19 protein-coding genes are annotated in these 17984 nt (G+C 60.9%); 4 read left to right on the top strand and 15 right to left on the bottom strand.

Annotation, left to right across the window (positions count from 1 at the left end; genetic code table 11):
- Positions 1 to 6: 6 nt before the first annotated feature.
- The 11 genes from D8780_RS09525 to paaG form a co-directional block, all read right to left on the bottom strand.
- Complete coding sequence (locus D8780_RS09525) at positions 7 to 309, bottom strand: urease subunit gamma (RefSeq protein WP_121645377.1); 303 nt, start codon at positions 307 to 309, stop codon at positions 7 to 9.
- Between the two features lie 14 nt (positions 310 to 323).
- Positions 324 to 1181 (bottom strand): urease accessory protein UreD, encoded by an 858-nt coding sequence (locus D8780_RS09520; protein WP_158598477.1) that lies wholly within the window; start codon positions 1179 to 1181, stop codon positions 324 to 326.
- A 101-nt stretch (positions 1182 to 1282) separates the two neighbouring features.
- Complete coding sequence (gene urtE / locus D8780_RS09515) at positions 1283 to 1978, bottom strand: urea ABC transporter ATP-binding subunit UrtE (RefSeq protein WP_121645375.1); 696 nt, start codon at positions 1976 to 1978, stop codon at positions 1283 to 1285.
- A gap of 2 nt (positions 1979 to 1980) precedes the next feature.
- On the bottom strand, positions 1981 to 2778 hold the full coding sequence (urtD, locus tag D8780_RS09510) for an urea ABC transporter ATP-binding protein UrtD (RefSeq protein ID WP_121646493.1): 798 nt from the start codon (positions 2776 to 2778) through the stop codon (positions 1981 to 1983).
- Positions 2779 to 2810: 32 nt separating this feature from the next.
- Positions 2811 to 3983, bottom strand: a complete 1173-nt coding sequence (urtC, locus tag D8780_RS09505) for an urea ABC transporter permease subunit UrtC (protein ID WP_121645374.1) — start codon at positions 3981 to 3983, stop codon at positions 2811 to 2813.
- Positions 3980 to 5608, bottom strand: a complete 1629-nt coding sequence (urtB, locus tag D8780_RS09500; protein WP_121645373.1) for an urea ABC transporter permease subunit UrtB — start codon at positions 5606 to 5608, stop codon at positions 3980 to 3982. Before urtB ends, urtC begins: the two co-directional genes overlap by 4 nt.
- Positions 5609 to 5730: 122 nt before the next feature.
- Entirely contained in the window at positions 5731 to 7059 is a 1329-nt protein-coding gene (gene urtA / locus D8780_RS09495) for an urea ABC transporter substrate-binding protein (RefSeq protein ID WP_121645372.1), read from the bottom strand.
- A gap of 251 nt (positions 7060 to 7310) precedes the next feature.
- Positions 7311 to 7949 (bottom strand): TetR/AcrR family transcriptional regulator, encoded by a 639-nt coding sequence (locus tag D8780_RS09490; protein ID WP_121645371.1) that lies wholly within the window; start codon positions 7947 to 7949, stop codon positions 7311 to 7313.
- Positions 7950 to 7980: 31 nt separating this feature from the next.
- Positions 7981 to 9291, bottom strand: a complete 1311-nt coding sequence (gene paaK, locus D8780_RS09485) for a phenylacetate--CoA ligase PaaK (RefSeq protein ID WP_121645370.1) — start codon at positions 9289 to 9291, stop codon at positions 7981 to 7983.
- Complete coding sequence (gene paaI / locus D8780_RS09480) at positions 9288 to 9758, bottom strand: hydroxyphenylacetyl-CoA thioesterase PaaI (RefSeq protein ID WP_121645369.1); 471 nt, start codon at positions 9756 to 9758, stop codon at positions 9288 to 9290. The genes paaK and paaI overlap by 4 nt, the downstream gene beginning before the upstream one ends.
- A 1-nt stretch (position 9759) precedes the next feature.
- Complete coding sequence (gene paaG, locus D8780_RS09475) at positions 9760 to 10560, bottom strand: 2-(1,2-epoxy-1,2-dihydrophenyl)acetyl-CoA isomerase PaaG (protein WP_121645368.1); 801 nt, start codon at positions 10558 to 10560, stop codon at positions 9760 to 9762.
- Positions 10561 to 10724: 164 nt separating this feature from the next.
- Here paaG and paaZ point away from each other — a divergent pair, with 164 nt between their 5' ends.
- Positions 10725 to 12758 carry a phenylacetic acid degradation bifunctional protein PaaZ gene (paaZ, locus tag D8780_RS09470; RefSeq protein WP_121645367.1) on the top strand — a complete coding sequence of 678 codons (2034 nt, stop codon included), beginning with the start codon at positions 10725 to 10727 and terminating at the stop codon, positions 12756 to 12758.
- 13 nt (positions 12759 to 12771) lie between these two features.
- Here paaZ and D8780_RS09465 read toward each other — a convergent pair whose 3' ends face one another.
- The gene (locus D8780_RS09465; RefSeq protein ID WP_121645366.1) at positions 12772 to 13200 is read right to left on the bottom strand and encodes a PaaI family thioesterase; all 429 of its coding nucleotides are present in this window, start codon (positions 13198 to 13200) and stop codon (positions 12772 to 12774) included.
- 115 nt (positions 13201 to 13315) lie between these two features.
- Here D8780_RS09465 and D8780_RS09460 point away from each other — a divergent pair, with 115 nt between their 5' ends.
- Positions 13316 to 14482 (top strand): siroheme synthase, encoded by a 1167-nt coding sequence (locus tag D8780_RS09460; RefSeq protein WP_121645365.1) that lies wholly within the window; start codon positions 13316 to 13318, stop codon positions 14480 to 14482.
- A complete protein-coding gene (locus D8780_RS09455) occupies positions 14469 to 14744 on the top strand; it encodes a hypothetical protein (protein ID WP_121645364.1) in 276 nt (91 codons plus the stop codon). The genes D8780_RS09460 and D8780_RS09455 overlap by 14 nt, the downstream gene beginning before the upstream one ends.
- 9 nt (positions 14745 to 14753) lie before the next feature.
- On the opposite strand, the gene D8780_RS09450 is transcribed toward D8780_RS09455, so the two are convergent.
- From D8780_RS09450 to queC, 3 genes are read right to left on the bottom strand one after another with little or no spacing between them, the layout of a single operon-like run.
- Positions 14754 to 15287 (bottom strand): 6-pyruvoyl trahydropterin synthase family protein, encoded by a 534-nt coding sequence (locus tag D8780_RS09450; protein WP_121645363.1) that lies wholly within the window; start codon positions 15285 to 15287, stop codon positions 14754 to 14756.
- Between the two features lie 9 nt (positions 15288 to 15296).
- Entirely contained in the window at positions 15297 to 15941 is a 645-nt protein-coding gene (gene queE / locus D8780_RS09445) for a 7-carboxy-7-deazaguanine synthase (protein ID WP_121645362.1), read from the bottom strand.
- Positions 15938 to 16645 carry a 7-cyano-7-deazaguanine synthase QueC gene (gene queC / locus D8780_RS09440; RefSeq protein WP_121645361.1) on the bottom strand — a complete coding sequence of 236 codons (708 nt, stop codon included), beginning with the start codon at positions 16643 to 16645 and terminating at the stop codon, positions 15938 to 15940. The genes queE and queC overlap by 4 nt, the downstream gene beginning before the upstream one ends.
- A 167-nt stretch (positions 16646 to 16812) precedes the next feature.
- Between queC and D8780_RS09435 the strand changes: the two genes are divergently transcribed.
- Positions 16813 to 17886 (top strand): zinc-binding metallopeptidase family protein, encoded by a 1074-nt coding sequence (locus tag D8780_RS09435; protein WP_121645360.1) that lies wholly within the window; start codon positions 16813 to 16815, stop codon positions 17884 to 17886.
- The last annotated feature ends 98 nt before the right edge of the window (positions 17887 to 17984 follow it).

Raw genomic sequence — 17984 nt, 5'->3', positions numbered from 1 at the left:
TGTCTCCTAACGGATCGGTTCGTGCACCGTGACCAACTTCGTGCCGTCGGGAAAGGTTGCCTCCACCTGGATGTCGTGGATCATCTCGGCAATGCCTTCCATAACTTGATCGCGTGTGATGACGGTCGCGCCGGCTTCCATCAGATCTGCGACGGAACGCCCGTCGCGCGCGCCCTCGACCACGAAATCCGTAATCAAAGCCACTGCCTCCGGGTGGTTGAGCTTCACACCACGTTCGAGGCGTTTGCGTGCAACCTCGGCGGCCATCGAAATCAGCAGTTTGTCCTTTTCGCGGGGAGTGAGCAGCATGAACGCCTCGTTTGTCAGCAGGACCAGCAGCGCGGCAGGGCATGGCCGCCGCGCAAGGTCGTAAGAAGGGGAATGAGTTTTTGGCGAAGAGCCAGCGCATCGGGGGCCAGCAACCGACAGACGAGCTTGCCGTCGAAAAAGGATGCGCCACCCGCTTCGCCGATGATGGCGCGCGCCCGTTCCAGGAAGGCTTCCGCGCAATGGCTGAAAAGGATGGCGGTGGCCGCTGCCCGCAAACCGCCGGCGATGCTTTTCCGGGTGAGGCGTGCGTCGATGGCGCCTTGGATAAGAAACGCTTCCGCGTGGACCAGATGCCCATCGCGGCGGATCCGCCAATCATCCCGCAACGTGCCGTGCCGTACGGTTTCGCCCATGGCTGTCCGGCCAAAGACGATCGGTTCGCAAATCAGGAGTTCGGCATCGGCTCCAAGATCGACGGTGATTTTTCGGTGCAACGCTCCGCCGTCGAACATGATCGTTTCCTGCGGCAGCCAATGTAGCACTGCGCCTTCTGATGCCGACAGGCGGACGTCGACCGTCGCCACGCCGTCGGGGGAACGGTAAAGGCGTTCGGCGGTCTGGCTCGCGAGTGTCAAATGTGTCTTCGCGGCGGCGTCGGCGCGCCAATCGAGCCGGTCTCCACCGGTCATGCCGCCGGACGTATTCAGCAAAACCGCTTCGAGCCGACCTTCGGAATGGCTTTTGGGCAGGCGAATGCGCGCCGAGCCTTCCTGAAAGAGCGTGTCGAGTCGCGTCTCGCCAGAACCGGCCCTTTTCGCCGCAATACACCCGCAACCGCGACTGCGCTGCATCCTGGGCGAGGCCACCGGCTGCGTTGTGTCGAATTGCTGCACTATGGGCAGGGCGGTCATAAGCGAAACGATCCGTTGTTCGGATGGTCGGTATGGCAGCATCCGGACGGCTGTGGGTCAAGACAAAGCGGACACGGTTCCTGACGAAAGACTTTCATGGTTCAGACCGTCAGGTGCGCTCGGACATCCGAACGGTCCAGATCTTCGGCAGCACCCTGATGCACGACTTCCCCCCTGTCGAGGATGGTGATGCTGTCGGCCAGTTCGCGGCAGAAATCGAGATATTGCTCGACCAGCAGGATAGCCATGCCGAATTCGTCTCGGAGAAATGTCAGCGCCCGGCCGATATCCTTGATGATGGAGGGCTGGATGCCTTCCGTCGGCTCGTCGAGCGCGAGCAGCTTGGGCCGTGTCACAAGCGCCCGGCCGATGGCGAGTTGCTGCTGCTGGCCGCCGGAAAGATCGCCGCCACGACGGTTCATCATGTCTTTCAGGACCGGAAACAGGTCGAAGACATAATCCGGAATGGAGCGGTCCGACCGCGCCAGACCCGAATAGCCGGTCTCCAGATTTTCCCGAACGGTCAGCAGCGGAAAGATTTCGCGGCCTTGCGGCACGAAACCGATGCCAGCGCGTGCCCGGTCATAGGCGGGCTTTCTGCCGAAGGTTTGCCCGTCCAGGGCGATGGTGCCCGACGTCAGAGGGTGATGGCCGACGATGGCTCGCATGAGCGATGTCTTGCCGACGCCGTTCCGGCCAAGAACGCAGGTGATCGCGCCCGGCCTCGCGTCGAGAGAAACGCCCCGCAAAGCCTCTGCCGCCCCATAATGGAGGTGAGCGTTTTCGACTGTCAGCATGTCTAGCGCCCCAGATAGACTTCAACGACCTTCGGGTCGCTGGATACGTGGTCGATCGATCCCTCTGAAAGCACTGAGCCTTCATGCAGGCAGGTCACCTTGACGCCGAGATCACGGACAAAGCCCATATCGTGCTCGACGACGACCACCGAATGGTCGCGGGCGATGTCGCGCAATAGCCGGGCCGTTTCCTCCGTTTCGGCATCCGTCATGCCGGCAACCGGCTCATCGACGAGCAGAACCTTCGGGTCCTGCGCCAGCAACATGCCAATTTCCAGCCACTGTTTCTGGCCGTGCGAGAGGTTGGCGGCACTGGTTTCTCTGAGCGGGTAAAGCCGTATCGTTTCAAGAATGCCGGTGATCCGAGCCTCTTCTTCCTCGTCGCGATGATGGAAGATGGACGCGAAAATCGATCGTGATCCGGACAGCGCGAGCGCCAGATTATCCTCGACGGTGTGCCCTTCGAAGACGGTGGGTTTCTGGAACTTCCGGCCGATTCCCATTGTGGCGATGGCAGGTTCGTCGTGCTTCGTCAGGTCGATATCGCCATCGAAAAAGACCTCGCCTTCGTCCGGGCGGGTCTTGCCGGTGATGATATCCATCATGGTCGTTTTGCCGGCGCCGTTCGGTCCGATGATGGCGCGCATCTCGCCCTTTTGCAGAAGAAAGGAGAGATTGTTGATTGCCTTGAAGCCATCGAAGGAAACCGAGACGCCGTCGAGATAGAGTATGGTTTCCTTGCGCAGGCTTTCCTTCGTCTCGGCTTCGCTGCCGACGGCATGTTGCGGGGCCTTTTCCATTAGAGGCCGCTCTTCGACGATCGCTGCATCGCTCATTGCGCTGCCTCCGGTTGCGGGCCGGCGGCTGCATCGCTCTGACCGGCTTCCTCATGCCTGGCGGCTCGCAGCCTTCTGAAGCCGCCCCAGCCGTCCATGGCCGTGCCGACAATTCCTTTGGGTAGAAAGAGCGTCACGGCGACGAAAAGACCACCCAGCGCGAACAGCCAGAACTCCGGCGCGAAGCCGGTCAGCCAGCTTTTCCCCGCATTGACGAGAATGGCGCCGATGATCGGGCCAATGATGGTCCCGCGACCGCCCACGGCCGTCCATACGACGATCTCGATGGAGTTTGCGGGCGCGAATTCGCCGGGGTTGATGATACCAACCTGCGGAACGTAAAGCGCCCCCGCAATGCCCGCCATCACGGCTGACGCGACGAAGGCGAAGAGCTTCACATATTCGGGGCGGTAACCGATGAAGCGTGTCCGCGCCTCGGCGTCACGCACGGCCACCATCAGCTTGCCGTAGCGGCTCGCGCCAAGCGCGGCGACGAACAGGACGCCGAGCGCCAGCGCCAGCGCCGAAGCGAAAAAGAGAGCGCCGCGCGTCGAGCCCGCCTGGACAGAGAAGCCGAGAATATCCTTGAAGTCGGTCAACCCGTTATTGCCGCCAAAGCCCATATTGTTGCGGAAGAAGGCGAGCATAAGCGCATAGGTCATGGCCTGCGTGATGATCGAGAGATAGACGCCCGTCACGCGGCTGCGGAAAGCGAACCAGCCGAAGACGAAGGCCAGCAGGCCCGGCACGACCATCACCATCAAGGCGGCAAACCAGAACTGGTCGAAGCCGTACCAGAACCAGGGCAGCTCCTTCCAGTTGAGGAACACCATGAAGTCCGGCAGGACTGGATCGCCATAAACGCCGCGCGCGCCGATCTGACGCATCAGATACATGCCCATCGCGTAGCCGCCGAGTGCGAAGAACGCGCCATGGCCGAGAGACAGGATGCCCACATAGCCCCAGACCAGATCGAGACTGAGCGCCAGCAGCGCGTAGCAGAGATATTTGCCGAACAGGGCGACGATATAGGTCGGCACGTGGAGCGGATGCGCCGCGGGCAAGAAAAGATTGGCGGCCGGCACGGCGATCCCGATCGCGAGGATGACGGCCAGCGACAGGACGATCCAGCGGTTCAGACCGCCGCGAAGCAGATGGCCGACGATCATGCTTCCACCGCCCGGCCCTTGAGGGCGAACAGGCCGCGGGGCCGCTTCTGGATGAACAGGATAATGAAGACGAGCACGAAAATCTTGGCCAGCACCGCGCCGGCAAACGGCTCGAGGAACTTGTTGGCCACGCCGAGGCTCAGTGCCGCGATCAGGGTCCCCCAGAGATTGCCGACCCCGCCGAAGACGACGACCATGAAGCTGTCGATAATGTAGCCTTGGCCGAGATTGGGAGAGACATTGTCGATCTGGCTAAGCGCCATTCCGGCAATGCCTGCAATGCCTGATCCGAGAGCGAAGGTCAGCGCATCGACCCAGGGTGTACGAATGCCCATTGCAGCCGCCATGCGGCGGTTTTGCGTGACGGCCCGCATTCTGAGACCAAGCGAGGTGCGGTTGATCGCGTAGAGAAGGACGGCAAAGACAACCAGTGCAAACACCACGATCCAGAGCCTGTTCCAGGTGATCGACAGTTCGCCCAGTCGAAACGCGCCGCTCATGAAGGACGGGTTGGACACCTCGCGGTTGGTGGGTCCGAAAATCGTTCGGACGGCCTGCTGCAGGATCAGGCTGACGCCCCAGGTCGCAAGAAGCGTTTCCAGCGGTCTGCCATAGAGAAAGCGGATCACGCTTCGTTCCAGGACGAACCCCACCGCGCCTGCCACCAGAAAGGCGAGGGGCAATGCGATGAGGAGCGACCAGTCCAGGAGGCCCGGAAAGCTTGTCCGCATGACCTCCTGCACCATGAACGTGGTGTAGGCGCCGAGCATCACCATCTCGCCATGGGCCATGTTGATGACACCCATAACGCCGAAGGTGATCGCCAATCCGATTGCTGCAAGAAGCAGGACGGAGCCGAGCGAAATCCCGTACCAGACATTCTGGCCGACGCTCCAATATTGCAGATTGCGCCGGACCGAAGCGATCGCCCGGTCTGTTGCATCCCGCAATTCACCCTGCGTGGCGGAACGGGCGCGCACGAGCAGGCTGAGCGCCTCCTGGCCGCCGATTTCTCTGACCTTGTCGAGAGCGGCGATGCGCTCCTCATCCGGCTGGTCAGAAAAGAGGATCGCGGCTGCACGGGCCTGTTCAAGTACTGCGATGACTGCGCTGTCGTCTTCGTCCTGCAGCGCCTCGTCGATGATCTCGATGCTGTCCGGATCGGGATTTTCGATCAGGGTCCGGGCGGCGGAGATGCGAACATGGGGGTCTTTTGCGGCCAATGTCAGCGCGCCGACCGCCTCGTCGACGGTCCGGCGTACGGAATTGTTCACCCGCACCTTTTTCAAAGCGCCTTTGGCAGCCGTTCCCACCTTCTCGCCCGTAACCGGGTCGAGCAGCGTCAATTCCTTGCCGCGTCCCGCAACAATAAATACTTCATCCTGATCCTGATGGCGGTAGACGTCGCCTTCCGACAATGCGTTCAACACCCTTGCGCCGCGCGGATCGCCGGTTTCGACGACAACGGCGATTGCTTCGCGGAGCTTGGAATAACCTTTTTCCGCGCCGAGCCCTGCGATCGCCTGACGCAGGGCGGTATCATCGTCCTGAGCGCTTGCCATCTGAAGGGGCAGCGCCGCCAAAAAAAGAAAAAAGGCTGCGAAAATCGTCCGAATGAGCGTCATGCTCCGCCTGTGTATTTGGAAAAAGGGCCGGCAAGACCGGATGGGAGGAAAGCCGTTGTCCTGCCGGCCAAAAGTTGGCTTCGGGTCCTGCGAGCGGTCCCGAAGCGGTCGCGGAGGCCGTCCTAGTTGGCTTCTGTTTCTTCCTCGGTGTCTGCCATTGCGGTTTCGCCAAGGCAGTTCTCCGCCTCGGTATCGTAATTGCCGCATTTCAGATCGACCCAGTCGGCCTCAAGCTTCTTGCTTTCCGGCAGGAAGTCGGACCAGGCATCGCCGGGCACAAGCTCATCGGTCTCGGAAACCACTTCGAACTGACCGTCATCCTGGATTTCACCGATCAGCACCGGCTTGGTGATGTGGTGGTTGGGCAGCATCGTCGCGGTGCCCCCGGTCAGGTTCGGCACTTCAATGCCTGGCAGTGCATCGATCACGGCATCCGGATCGGTGGTGCCGGCCTTCTCGACCGCTTTCACCCACATATTGAAGCCGATGTAGTGAGCTTCCATGGGGTCGTTCGTCACACGGTCTTCATTGCCGGTGAACTCATGCCATTTTTCGATGAACGCCTCATTCTCCGGCGTATCGACACTCTGGAAGTAGTTCCATGCCGCAAGGTGCCCCACCAGAGGCTCGGTATCGATGCCGGCGAGTTCCTCTTCGCCGACCGAGAAGGCGACGACCGGAATATCCTGCGCCTCGATGCCCTGATTGGCCAGTTCCTTGTAGAAGGGAACATTCGCGTCGCCGTTGATGGTGGAAACGACGGCGGTCTTCTTGCCGGCGGAGCCGAAATCCTTGATGCGTGCGACTTCGGTCTGCCAGTCGGAGAAGCCGAAGGGCGTATAGTTGACGATGATGTCTTCAGCCGCAACGCCATGATCCTTGAGGTATTGCTCAAGGATCTTGTTGGTCGTGCGTGGGTAGACGTAATCCGTGCCTTCAAGGACCCAGCGTTCCACGCCTTCCTCTTCCATCAGATAGTCGACCGCGGGGATCGCCTGCTGGTTCGGTGCGGCCCCGGTGTAGAAGACGTTCTTCTCGCTTTCCTCGCCTTCATACTGGACCGGATAAAAGAGAATATTGTCGAGTTCGGCGAAGACGGGAAGCACGGATTTGCGTGAAACGGAGGTCCAGCAACCGAAGACGGCGGCGACCTTGTCCTGCTCGATCAACTGACGCGCCTTTTCTGCGAAGAGCGGCCAATCGGAAGCCGGATCGACGACCACGGCTTCCAGCTTCTTGCCGAGGACGCCGCCCTTTTCGTTCTGCTCTTCGATCAGCATGAGCATGGCGTCTTTAAGGGTCGTTTCCGAAATGGCCATGGTGCCGGAGAGCGAATGCAGAATACCGACCTTGATCGTATCGTCCTGCGCCTTCGCGCCGGTCATTGCGGTGGTCGCGGTCAGGGTGGCTCCGAGCGCGATGAGGCCGAGTTGGCGAGCGAAACGGTTCATATTCAGAATGTCCTCCAGAGGGCGGTTGCACCAAAACCGCTTTGCAGGACTCGTGCCAACTTGTCCCGAGGGAGGAGCGCACGCGAAAAGATTGTGTTTGGACAAGGCTTCAAAAGTTCGAGGCCGAAGACACTCGGGCCGAACCGCGAAGTGCCCTGCTGCATGCAGAGCGGACATCTTGTCTAAAAAATAATCACTGAACTTATTTTAGGCATATGCGGACCGATGACGGTTAGCGTTCCACCGCACGATCATGCGTTTCGAACTTTATCGCTGGTGTCTGCCGTGCTCTCCTCGCGGATGGCTCGCTCCATGCCGCCAATAAAGAGGTCTGCCACCATGTCGGCATAAGCCTCTTTCGAAATGCCGCCGCCCCGTTTCCACAGATAGAACCAGTTCAGCATGCCGAAGAGGCTCATGGTCAGCGGGCGCAAAAGGGCCGGCTCGTCATCAAGGCGGGCCGGGGCCAGCGCGTGAACGACCTGCTCCATGCGCGTCACGATCTGGCGCTGCAACTGGCGAAGATGCTTCTGTTCGTCTTCCGGCAGGCGCGACAAGGCGTTGAGCTGGAGTTTATGCTCCGCGTCGGCTTCATCGTAATTGTCCAGGATGGCCGATGTCGCCATTCGCAAGCGCCGTTCCGGGTCGCCGTCGGCGGGGACCGTCTCGATGGCGGAGAGGAGCGCCTCCAGATGGGCCCCGATCACGTCGGAGAGCAGCATCTCCTTGGACGGATAATAATGATAGATCAGCGCTTTGCTGACGCCGCACGCACTGGCGAGATCACGCATCGAGGCCGCGTCGTAGCCATTCTCCGCAAAAATCGATGCTGCCGTCTGCAGGATCGCGGCCCGCTTTTCTTCATGATCGGCCGCTTTTGCTCGCGCCATTGCCTGCTTCCTTCTGACGAGGGGATGATAGTCAGCCCTTCTGCCGGTTGTCGACGATCCGCGCAGCTTTCCCCTGGCTTCTGGCAACGCTGCCCGCCCTGTCGACCCTGACGGTGCAGCTGATCCCAATCACATCCTTGATGCGTGAGCGAAGCATGTCCGACAGAGCCGCGCGGTGCGCCGCGCTGGTCCCCTCGTCGATGGTTTCGGCATGAACCATCATCGCGTCCATTCGACCATCGTTGGAGAGTTCGAGCTGGAAGTGAGGGGCGAGGCCGGCCACGGCCAGTAGCTGCTCCTCGATCTGGGTCGGGAAGACATTGACGCCACGCAGTATGATCATGTCGTCGGAGCGGCCCGTAACTTTTTCCATGCGCCTCATGGAGCGGACCGTGCCCGGCAGCAGTCGGGTTAGGTCGCGCGTGCGATAGCGGATGATCGGCAGAGCTTCCTTGGTCAGCGAGGTGAAGACCAGTTCGCCCTTTTCACCGTCCGGCAGAACCTCGCCTGTCTCTGGATCGACGATCTCTGGATAGAAATGGTCTTCCCAGATGTGAAGACCGTCTTTCGTCTCGACGCATTCATTCGCTACGCCCGGGCCGATGACCTCCGACAGACCGTAAATATCGACGGCGTGCATATCGAAGGCGTCCTCGATCTGCGTGCGCATCGCATTGGTCCACGGCTCCGCGCCGAAAACGCCGACCTGAAGCGGCGACTGTCGCGGATCCAGTCCGCATTTGTTGTACTCTTCCAGAATGTTGAGCATGTAGGACGGGGTCACCAGAATTGTTGTCGCCTGGAAATCCTCGATGAGCGCAACCTGCCGGGGCGTCATGCCACCCGAGACCGGAACGACGGTGCAGCCCAGCCTTTCCGCCCCGGCATGGGCGCCGAGACCGCCTGTGAAGAGCCCGTATCCGTAGGCGACATGGACCACGTCACCGGGACGCGTTCCCGAGGCGCGTAGCGAACGCGCCACCACATCGGCCCACATATCCAGATCGTTTCGAGTGTAGCCAACCACGGTCGGCTTTCCGGTGGTGCCGGACGATGCGTGAATACGATTGACCTGATCGCGCGGCACGGCAAACATGCCGAACGGATAGTTCTTCCGCAGATCGTCCTTCACCGTGAAGGGAAACTTCGACAGATCCGAGAGGTCCTTCAAATCGTCGGGGTGAACACCGGCGTCGTCGAACGCCTTCCGATAATGCGGTACATTCTCATAGGCGTGGGCAAGGGACCATTTCAGCCGCTTGAGCTGAAGGGCTGCAATCTCATCGCGTGAAGCCGTCTCGATCGGATCGAGCGTCGATTTTTCTGGCGTCAGATCTTTCATGTTTCACTCCTCCCATCGGCAATGGTCCGCTCTTCCTCCTCGGAAAAGAGCGTGCCGCCGATCGTTCTCGAATGGCCTCGAAAATGCGCAATGATGGTGCCGTCTTCGCGCTCAACCGTCACATCGGTGATGCCTGAGCGGCCTGTTCGGCTGATCTCACGCGCTGACGCTTTGAGCCGGTCTCCCACCCGGCCGGGTGCAACGAATGTGATGCTGTTGTGTTGGGCGACAGTCACCGCATTGTGGCTGTTGCAGGCGAAGGCAAAGGCGCTGTCGGCAAGGGCGAAGATCATGCCGCCATGGCAGATGCCGTGGCCGTTGGCGTGGTGGCTTTCGATCGTCCATGCCAATGTGGCCCGTCCCGGCCCGACTTCCTCAAGCGAAAAACCGAAATGCTGGCTGGCGTGATCGTTCGCCCACATCGCTTCGGCGCTGCGTTCTGCCCGTTCTTGCGGCGAGAGCGTCATCTCAGTTCTTCCTGCCCGTGAAACGGGCCGGCCTCTTTTCCATGAAGGCGGTCACGCCCTCGGCGTAATCGGGCGTGCGCCCGCAATCGCCCTGAAGGTCTGCTTCGAGCGCCAGTTGGTCCGTAAAGCTGTTTGTCGCCGCTGCCTGAATGGCCAGCTTGGTCTGACCGAGGCCGTAGGTCGGCCCCTCCGCAAGCTGGTTCGCCAATCGGGTGGCTTCGGACATCAGTCGATCGTCATCCACGGCTTTCCAGATCATCCCCCATTCTTCGGCCTGTCCGGCGGAAACCGGCATGGCCGTCATGGCGACGGCTTTCGCGCGGGCCTCCCCGATCAGGTGGGCGAGCGACCAGGTGCCGCCCGCATCCGGGACGAGGCCGAGCTTGGCAAACGCCTGGATGAATTTCGCGCTTCTGGCGGCCAGCACGATGTCGCAGGCCAGCGCAATATTGGCGCCGGCTCCCGCCGCCACGCCGTTCACAGCGCAGATGATTGGCTTCTGCATGCTGCGCATCAGTGAGAGGCTCGGATTGTAGAGGTCCCGCAAAGTGGCTGAGAGGTCGGGCGGACCGCCCATCTTTCGCGGATCGCGATCGCCCAGATCCTGACCGGCGCAAAAGGCGCTGCCTGCTCCCGTCAGCAGGACGGCGCGGATCTCGTCATTCTCCGCTGCTTCGGTCAGGGCCTGACGAAAGACCACATGCTGGGCATCGTTGAAGCTGTTCAGCTTGTCCGGACGGTTCAACGTGATCGTGAACAGGCCTGCATCCAGAGATGTCAGGACAGACTGTTGAGCGGCCATTCGGAACCTCCTCCCTGTTCCCAAGGAAAGCAGGGCACCATTCCTCCCGTGCCATGCCTCCACGAGAGTAGACTTGAATAAACCGACCGGGCGGTCAATAGTAATAATGAAATATTCGTAGCCTGAACCCTGTTTCGGGCTTGGGCTGCTAGGGAGGGAAAACGATGAGCATCATGGAATTGCGCAGCTTCGTGGCCGGTGAGTGGCACGGTGCAGATGGTAGCGCGCGCGATATTCGCAGCGCTGTCACGGGAGAGGTCATAGCGCGAGCGGGAGCGAAGCTCGATTATCAGGCGATGCTCGATGAAGGCCGCGAGCGGGGCAGCCCCTCCTTGCGGGCAATGACCTTTCACGAGAGAGCAGCCGCACTGAAGGCGCTGGCGCTCTATCTTAGCGAAAGAAAGGACAGGCTCTACGACTTGTCGCTTCTCGCTGGATCGACGCGCGGCGACGCGATGATCGACGTGGATGGCGGCATCGGCACTCTTTTCGCTCTTTCGTCCAAGGCCCGCCGAACCTTGCCGGACGATGTGGTCCTGCCGGACGGCGAACTGGAGATGCTGTCCAGAGACGGTACGTTTCTCGGCCATCACATCTATACATCGCGACAGGGCGTTGCGGTGCATATCAACGCCTTCAACTTTCCGGTCTGGGGTATGCTCGAAAAGCTGGCCCCGACGCTGCTGGGCGGCATGAGCGCCATCGTGAAGCCGGCGACAGCTACCGCATACATCACCGAAGCGTGCTTCCAGATGATGATCGAATGCGGTGCCTTTCCCGATGGTTCTTTCCAGCTCATTACCGGCGGAACGGGCGATCTTCTGGACCGGCTGGACGCATCGGATCTCGTCTCCTTTACCGGTTCGGCCGAAACGGCTCTGATGCTGCGCTCGAACTCGAATTTGATGGCGCGTTCGGTGCCCTTCATCGCTGAACAAGATAGTCTGAATGCATCGGTTCTCGGGCCGGATGTCACCACCGATGCGCTGGAATTCGATCTCTTCGTGAAGGAGGTCGTTCGCGAAATGACCGCCAAGGCCGGTCAGAAATGCACCGCCATCCGCCGCGTCATCGCGCCCGCAGGGATGGTCGACCCACTCGTCGATGCAATCTCGGCAAAGCTTTCGAAAATCGCGATCGGTGATCCGGCACTTGAGGGTGTCCGCATGGGTGCGCTCGCCTCGGCGGATCAGAAGAAGGATGTGCTCGAAAAAGCGGCGATGATCGGTTCCGAGGCCAAGCGTGTCTTCGGCACGGACGATCCTGAACTTCATGGCGATGGCGTCGAGAACGGTGCGTTCGTTTCACCCATGCTGTATCGCTGCGACAGTCCGGACGCGGCCAATAAGGTTCATGAGGCGGAAGCCTTCGGTCCGGTTTCCACCATCATGCCCTATCGCGATCTCGACCATGCGGTTTCGCTGATGAATCGCGGGAAAGGCAGCCTGGTTGCATCGCTGATTACGCATGATCCGACCGTGGCGCGCCGTGTCGCTATCGGGGCCGGGGCATGGCATGGCCGGCTCTACATGAATGACCGCGATTCCATGAAGGCATCGACGGGTCATGGCTCGCCCTTGCCGCTTCTGGTGCATGGGGGGCCGGGCCGGGCCGGCGGTGGCGAGGAGCTTGGCGGCATGCGGGGCGTCAAGCATTATATGCAGCGGACCGCTGTGCAGGGCAGCCCCGACATGATCGCCGCTGTCACCGGCCAGTATGTGCCCGGTGCTGCGAAGACCGATGCGGATGTTCATCCCTTCGCCAAGAAATTCGAGGACCTTCGCATCGGTGAGAGCATTACGGCAGGGCCGCGCACGATCACGAAAGAGGATGTCGAGCATTTCGCGGAATTCACCGGCGACACCTTCTACGCGCATATGAATGAGGAAGCGGCCAAGGCCAGCCCGTTCTTCGATGGGCGTGTCGCGCATGGCTATCTCCTGCTTGCCTTCGCAGCCGGACTTTTCGTTCATCCCGATCCCGGTCCGACCCTCGCAAATACCGGCCTTTCGGATCTGCGCTTCACCAAACCCGTCTATTTTGGCGAGGCCATCTCCGTGTCCCTTACGGTCAAGGAAAAGCGTCCGACCGGAAAGGGGTATGGCGAAGTCCTCTGGCATGTCGGCATCACCGATTCCGAAGGCGATCAGGTGGCCGGCTATACGCTTCATACGATGAATGCGTCCCGGGAGGACTGAGGGAACGGGCCAGTCAGTCGCTGAGATACATGAAGCTGCCGACGAAGCTGACGGCGGGCTTCCTGCTGCCCGCCGAGCGGATTTCGGTGCGCAGATAAGCCATGCGCCTGCCGTTGGATTCGATCGTCACCGAGACGTCGGCTGCGCCCGGCGGCAGAGGCCTGATGAAATGACAGGTGAGTGACACGGTGGTCACCGGTCTGAAACGTCCATTATGGGATGCAAGCGTCAGGACGCAGGCGGTGTCTGCCGCCGCGGCGGTGGCCTGTCCGCAGATGATGCCGCCGCCGTGAACGAGCCGCGGATTTTCAGCCAGCCGAAAGTCCGCGCCATCGGAGCGGATCGCGACGGGATGAAGACCCATATCGGCGATCCAGGGCGCGAAGAGGGAAGGGATAAGCGCGTCGATTTCGTCGACGCCCAGACGTTTTGCTTCGGTCATTTTGTTTCGTCGCCCTATGTTTGGCCGGACTTCTGCGATTGCAGTCGTGCTCTGCCGGGTTGGCCCTCGGCCATGGGACCCTTTAGAAGGGCACTGAATCGATCCGGGAAAGTCAATGAACGATCCGCAAAACCGTTCGGATAAGGACAGGCAGGCGAGGCGGCGTGGCAGGTCGTCCGCGCCGCCGCGGATCGAACCCCTGGCGGTTCTGCCGATTTTCATGAAGTTGCACGGACGGCGGGTCATTGTGACCGGCGGGGATGCTCCTTCTGCCTGGAAGGCTGAACTGGTACGCGCCGCAGGCGCTGCTGTCACCGTCTATGCCGCAGAGGTCGGCGAGGAGATGGAGGCGCTGGCGGAGCGGCCGGAGCAGTCGGGCTTCGGAACGCTTGAGATCGTCCGCCGCGCCTGGGCACTCGACGATCTTGCCAACGCCGCGCTCCTGATCGGAGATGCGGCGACTGACGGGGAAGCATGGGCGCTCAAGTGCGCCGGGCAGGCTGCGGGTGTGCCGGTCAATGTCATCGACAAGCCCAGCTGGTGCCAGTTTCAGTTCTCGACCATTGTCAATCGATCCCCGGTCGTGATCGCCATCTCCACCGATGGGGCGGCGCCGATTGTCGGGCAGGCCGTGCGCCAGCGCGTGGAAGCGGTTCTAGGCCCTGCGCTCGGAGCATGGGCCAAGCTGGCGGAGCGCATCCGCCCCACCGTCAATGAGCGGCTGGCTATCGGCCCCGAGCGACGGTCCTTCTGGCAGGCTTTCGCAGCGCGGGTCTTTGGTCCCGCCCCGGAAGAGCGGATGGAGGATGATCTGGTTTCCGAGATCGAGTCCATCCGGACTGAAAGGCCGCGCGCGACGATTTCTCTGGTCGGGATGGGGCAGGCCTCCGGTGGCGAAGTCACGGGGCTGACGCTTGGCGCGCTCGGCGCGTTGCAATCGGCCGATTGCATTCTGCACGTGGAAGAGACGCCCTCCGCTATTCTCGAACTGGGGCGTAGAGAAGCGGAGCGGCGTGTCATCGGTCTGGATGGCGACCTTCTCCAGGCGATCCTGCGAGCCGTCGCCGGGCGAACCGAGGCAGGACAAAGCGTCGCTGTTCTTCTGCCGGGCAATCCTGTCTCGCAGTGGCCGGAGCTTGCGACGGCATTGGAGGATATCGCCCGGTCATCGGGCCTTTCGAACAACAATCCTCCCGCCATTGCCGACTCTTCCTTTGGATCGGGCGAGGCCTATGTGAAGGCGCTGCTTGAACATTCAGGAGGCCGTAATGATCGACCATAGTGCTATCCCGGCCTTTACGAACGCCTTTCAGTACCGGGTCGTCGGCGACACAGGCCTGCTGGTTCTCATTGATGGCGAAGAAGCGTTCAACGCGCGTGGTATCCCCGAAGCCTTTCTCCTGAAAGTGGACGGCAAAACGGCGATGGGCCCGATCCTGGACGCCGTGGAAGACGAATTGGCTGAGCCGCGTGCGACGATCGAAAAGAGCGTGTCGGAACTGGTCGATCAACTGGAAGCGCGAGAGGCGATCACTTTCCGCTGACGGCTAATCTCAGTTCGCCGGCCACTCCGCGGAACAGTTCGGCGTTTCCCAGACGACGAGTTTGACGAGCCGCGCACGGCCTTCGCTTCGCTTTTCGACGCGTGACGCAAGCCGCTCGAACCAGTGGCGCGCCAGATTCTCTGCCGTGGGCGGCGGACCGATCACATAGAGTTTCGTGCCGAGGGCGGTCTCCACCGTCTGGGCAAAGCCCTGTTTCTCAACGGCTTGGCGAAGCGTATCGATGAATGCGCCTGCGTCTTCGCTCTTCGGCGCAAACATGGTCAGGAGGTCTTGGTCGGCGGCCTCGGCGATGAAGCCATGATCGCAAGGGCTATCGATCTCGGCCATCATCTCGTCCTTCAGAAAGCCGAAATCCAGCACCATGCCCGCCTGCTCGCCGCTCCCCGCCAGTTCGTGCGCTTCGCAAACGGCTTCGATCGTGTAGCGATGCCCATGCAGATTGCGGCATTTGCTGCCGTGCAGGCGGATGCGGTGACCGGCGTCGATTCCGATGCGGCGCGTGATGCGATAGGCGTTTGTCACAGGCTCTCCTCAGGCAATGCCGATCATCTTGTGCGTTTGCAGCGAAAGCCGCCATTGTGGGCGCGCCATCGATGTCTTCACGCAAAGCTGCGTATTTGCGATGACATCAGGCCCGTCCATCGGCTGCAGGTAGAATTTATCGAAGGCGAGTGGTTCGAACTGCTCCAGGGAAAAGGGCGGTTGAGGCCAGACGAGCTTCAATTCGTTGCCACGTGTCTGCACCAGTTCACTGCCGGCCTTGGGGCTGACGCAGATCCAATCAATTCCGTCCGGCGCAGCAATCGTGCCGTTCGTTTCGACGGCGATTTCGAAACCGGCTTCATGCAGCGCTGCAATCAGCGGGGCGTCGAGCTGGAGCAGCGGTTCGCCCCCGGTGCAGACGATATAGGGCTTGCCGCTTTGTGACGCCGCGGTCTGGTCCCACATTCGACGCGCCTGCTGGGCAAGGTCCTTCGGCGTGGCGCAGCGGCCACCGCCCGGCCCGTCCATGCCAATGAAATCGGTATCGCAGAACTGGCAGATCGCCTTATGGCGATCCTGCTCGCGCCCGGTCCACAGATTGCAGCCGGCAAAGCGGCAAAAGAGCGAGGCCCGGCCCGCCTGTGCGCCTTCGCCCTGCAGGGTGTAGAACATTTCCTTGACCGCGTAGCTCATCGTTCTGCTGCCGTGAACTTTTGCCAGCCATTGGCCCGCAATTCGCATGCCGGGCAGGTTCCGCACCCATATCCCCATTCATGCCGATGGGTGCGATCGCCCCGGTAACAACTATGGCTGTGCTCGACCACGAGATCGAGAAAGGCGGACCCGCCCAATTCCTGCGCCATGGCGAATGTCTGCGCCTTGTCAAGCCACATGAGCGGGGTATGAACCACCGAGCGCATCTCCATGCCGAGATTGAGCGTGACCTGAAGCGCCTTAAGCGTATCGTCCCTGCAATCCGGATAGCCGGAATAATCGGTTTCGCACATGCCGCCCACCAGATGACGAATGCCGCGCCGCCAGGCGATCGTCGCCGCATAGGTAAAGAAGAGTAGATTGCGACCGGGGACGAAGGTGTTGGGCAGGCCCTGCTTGCCAGTTTCGAATTCAACCTCTTCCGTCATCGCCGTTTCGGAGATGGCGCCGAGTTCACGCATCGGAATCTGGTGGTCCTCTCCAAGCCGGTCGGCCCATTGCGGAAAATCGCGGCGGATGGTCTCCAGGATCGTTTTCCGACACTCCAGTTCCACCGAGTGGCGCTGTCCATAATCGTAACCGACGGTTTCCACGCGCTCGTAGCGGTCCAGCGCCCAGGCAAGGCAAGTGGTCGAATCCTGTCCGCCGGAAAAAAGGACGAGTGCGGAAGTGTCGGATTGCATCGGCTAAGGGTCCTGTCTGGGCTACAAAGCGGCGCGTTCTAATACCGAATGGCACAATTCGGAAGAGTTTGCTGCCGTGCGCACTTTTTTGTCCAGCATGGCAACCCTTCCGGGATTGCGTCGTTGTCCGGTGCTATGGCCATCCGCCTCTTCATTTCGGAAAAAGCATGAAACGGTTCTACTGCTCGTCCTGCGACGAGGAAGTCTATTTCGACAATCACTTTTGCGGCCACTGCGATCGCCGTCTCGGATTTGATCCGGCGACCACGCAGATGGTCGCTTTGGAGGATGATGGCAATGGCGCCTGGCACGCCATCGGCACTGCGGATGGCACATTCCGGCTTTGCCGCAACCATTCCACCGCTGCCTGCAATTGGCTTATCGACGCGACGACGGATCACGAGCGCTGCACGTGCTGCCAGCATAACCGGACCATTCCGGATCTGAGCGTCGAAGGCAATCAGGAGAAGTGGACGGCTCTTGAGACGGGCAAACGAGCGCTTTTCTATTCTATACGGCGCTGGGGCCTGCCGCATCCCGTACCCGGCGATGCTGTGGCGGAGCCTCTGGTTTTCGACTTCCTGTCCGATGAGGAATTGCCGGACGGCACCGTCAATCGCGTGCTGACCGGGCACGATGAGGGCCTAATCACGATCAATATCGCCGAAGGCGACGATGCGATTCGCGAAGCCAACCGCAAGGCCATGGGCGAGCCCTACCGCACTCTCATAGGCCATTTCCGTCATGAGGTCGGGCACTACTACTGGGACATACTCGTTCGCGACGGCAACCGACTGGACGCCTTCCGTGAATTGTTTGGCGACGAGCGGGCCGATTATGGCGAGGCTCTGCAAAAGCACTATGAAAATGGTGCGCCGGCAGACTGGGCCGACCACTACATTTCCTCCTATGCGACGGCGCACCCCTGGGAGGATTTTGCCGAGACCTGGGCCCATTATCTGCACATGACGGATACGATCGAAACGGCGCGGGCCTATGGCCTCGTGACCGCGGCGACCGAAGCGATTTCTGGCGAACAGGCTGCCGTGCACGATGTGCGAAGCGGATATGATGCCGCTAGTGCCGCCGCTCTCGTGGAGTCCTGGGTTCCGGTTACCATAGCGGCCAATGCGATCAACCGCTCCATGGGGCAGCCGGACCTCTACCCATTCGTCCTCAATAAAGCGGTCATGAGAAAACTCGCCTTCATGCACGATCTGGTTCACGAGAGCGCGGGCTGAAGAGGCAGGCCCGATCGGGTCGGCGAGGCGGGTGCTTGCACCTTACCTTTCTCTCCGAATGTTAAGACAAAAAGCGCTCGTCCTGGTCTATATTGGCT

This window comes from Notoacmeibacter ruber (assembly GCF_003668555.1).
GTDB lineage: Bacteria > Pseudomonadota > Alphaproteobacteria > Rhizobiales > Rhizobiaceae > Notoacmeibacter > Notoacmeibacter ruber.
The sequence above is the reverse complement of the archived record's forward strand: the minus strand, read 5'-3'. Positions and strand labels throughout refer to the sequence as shown.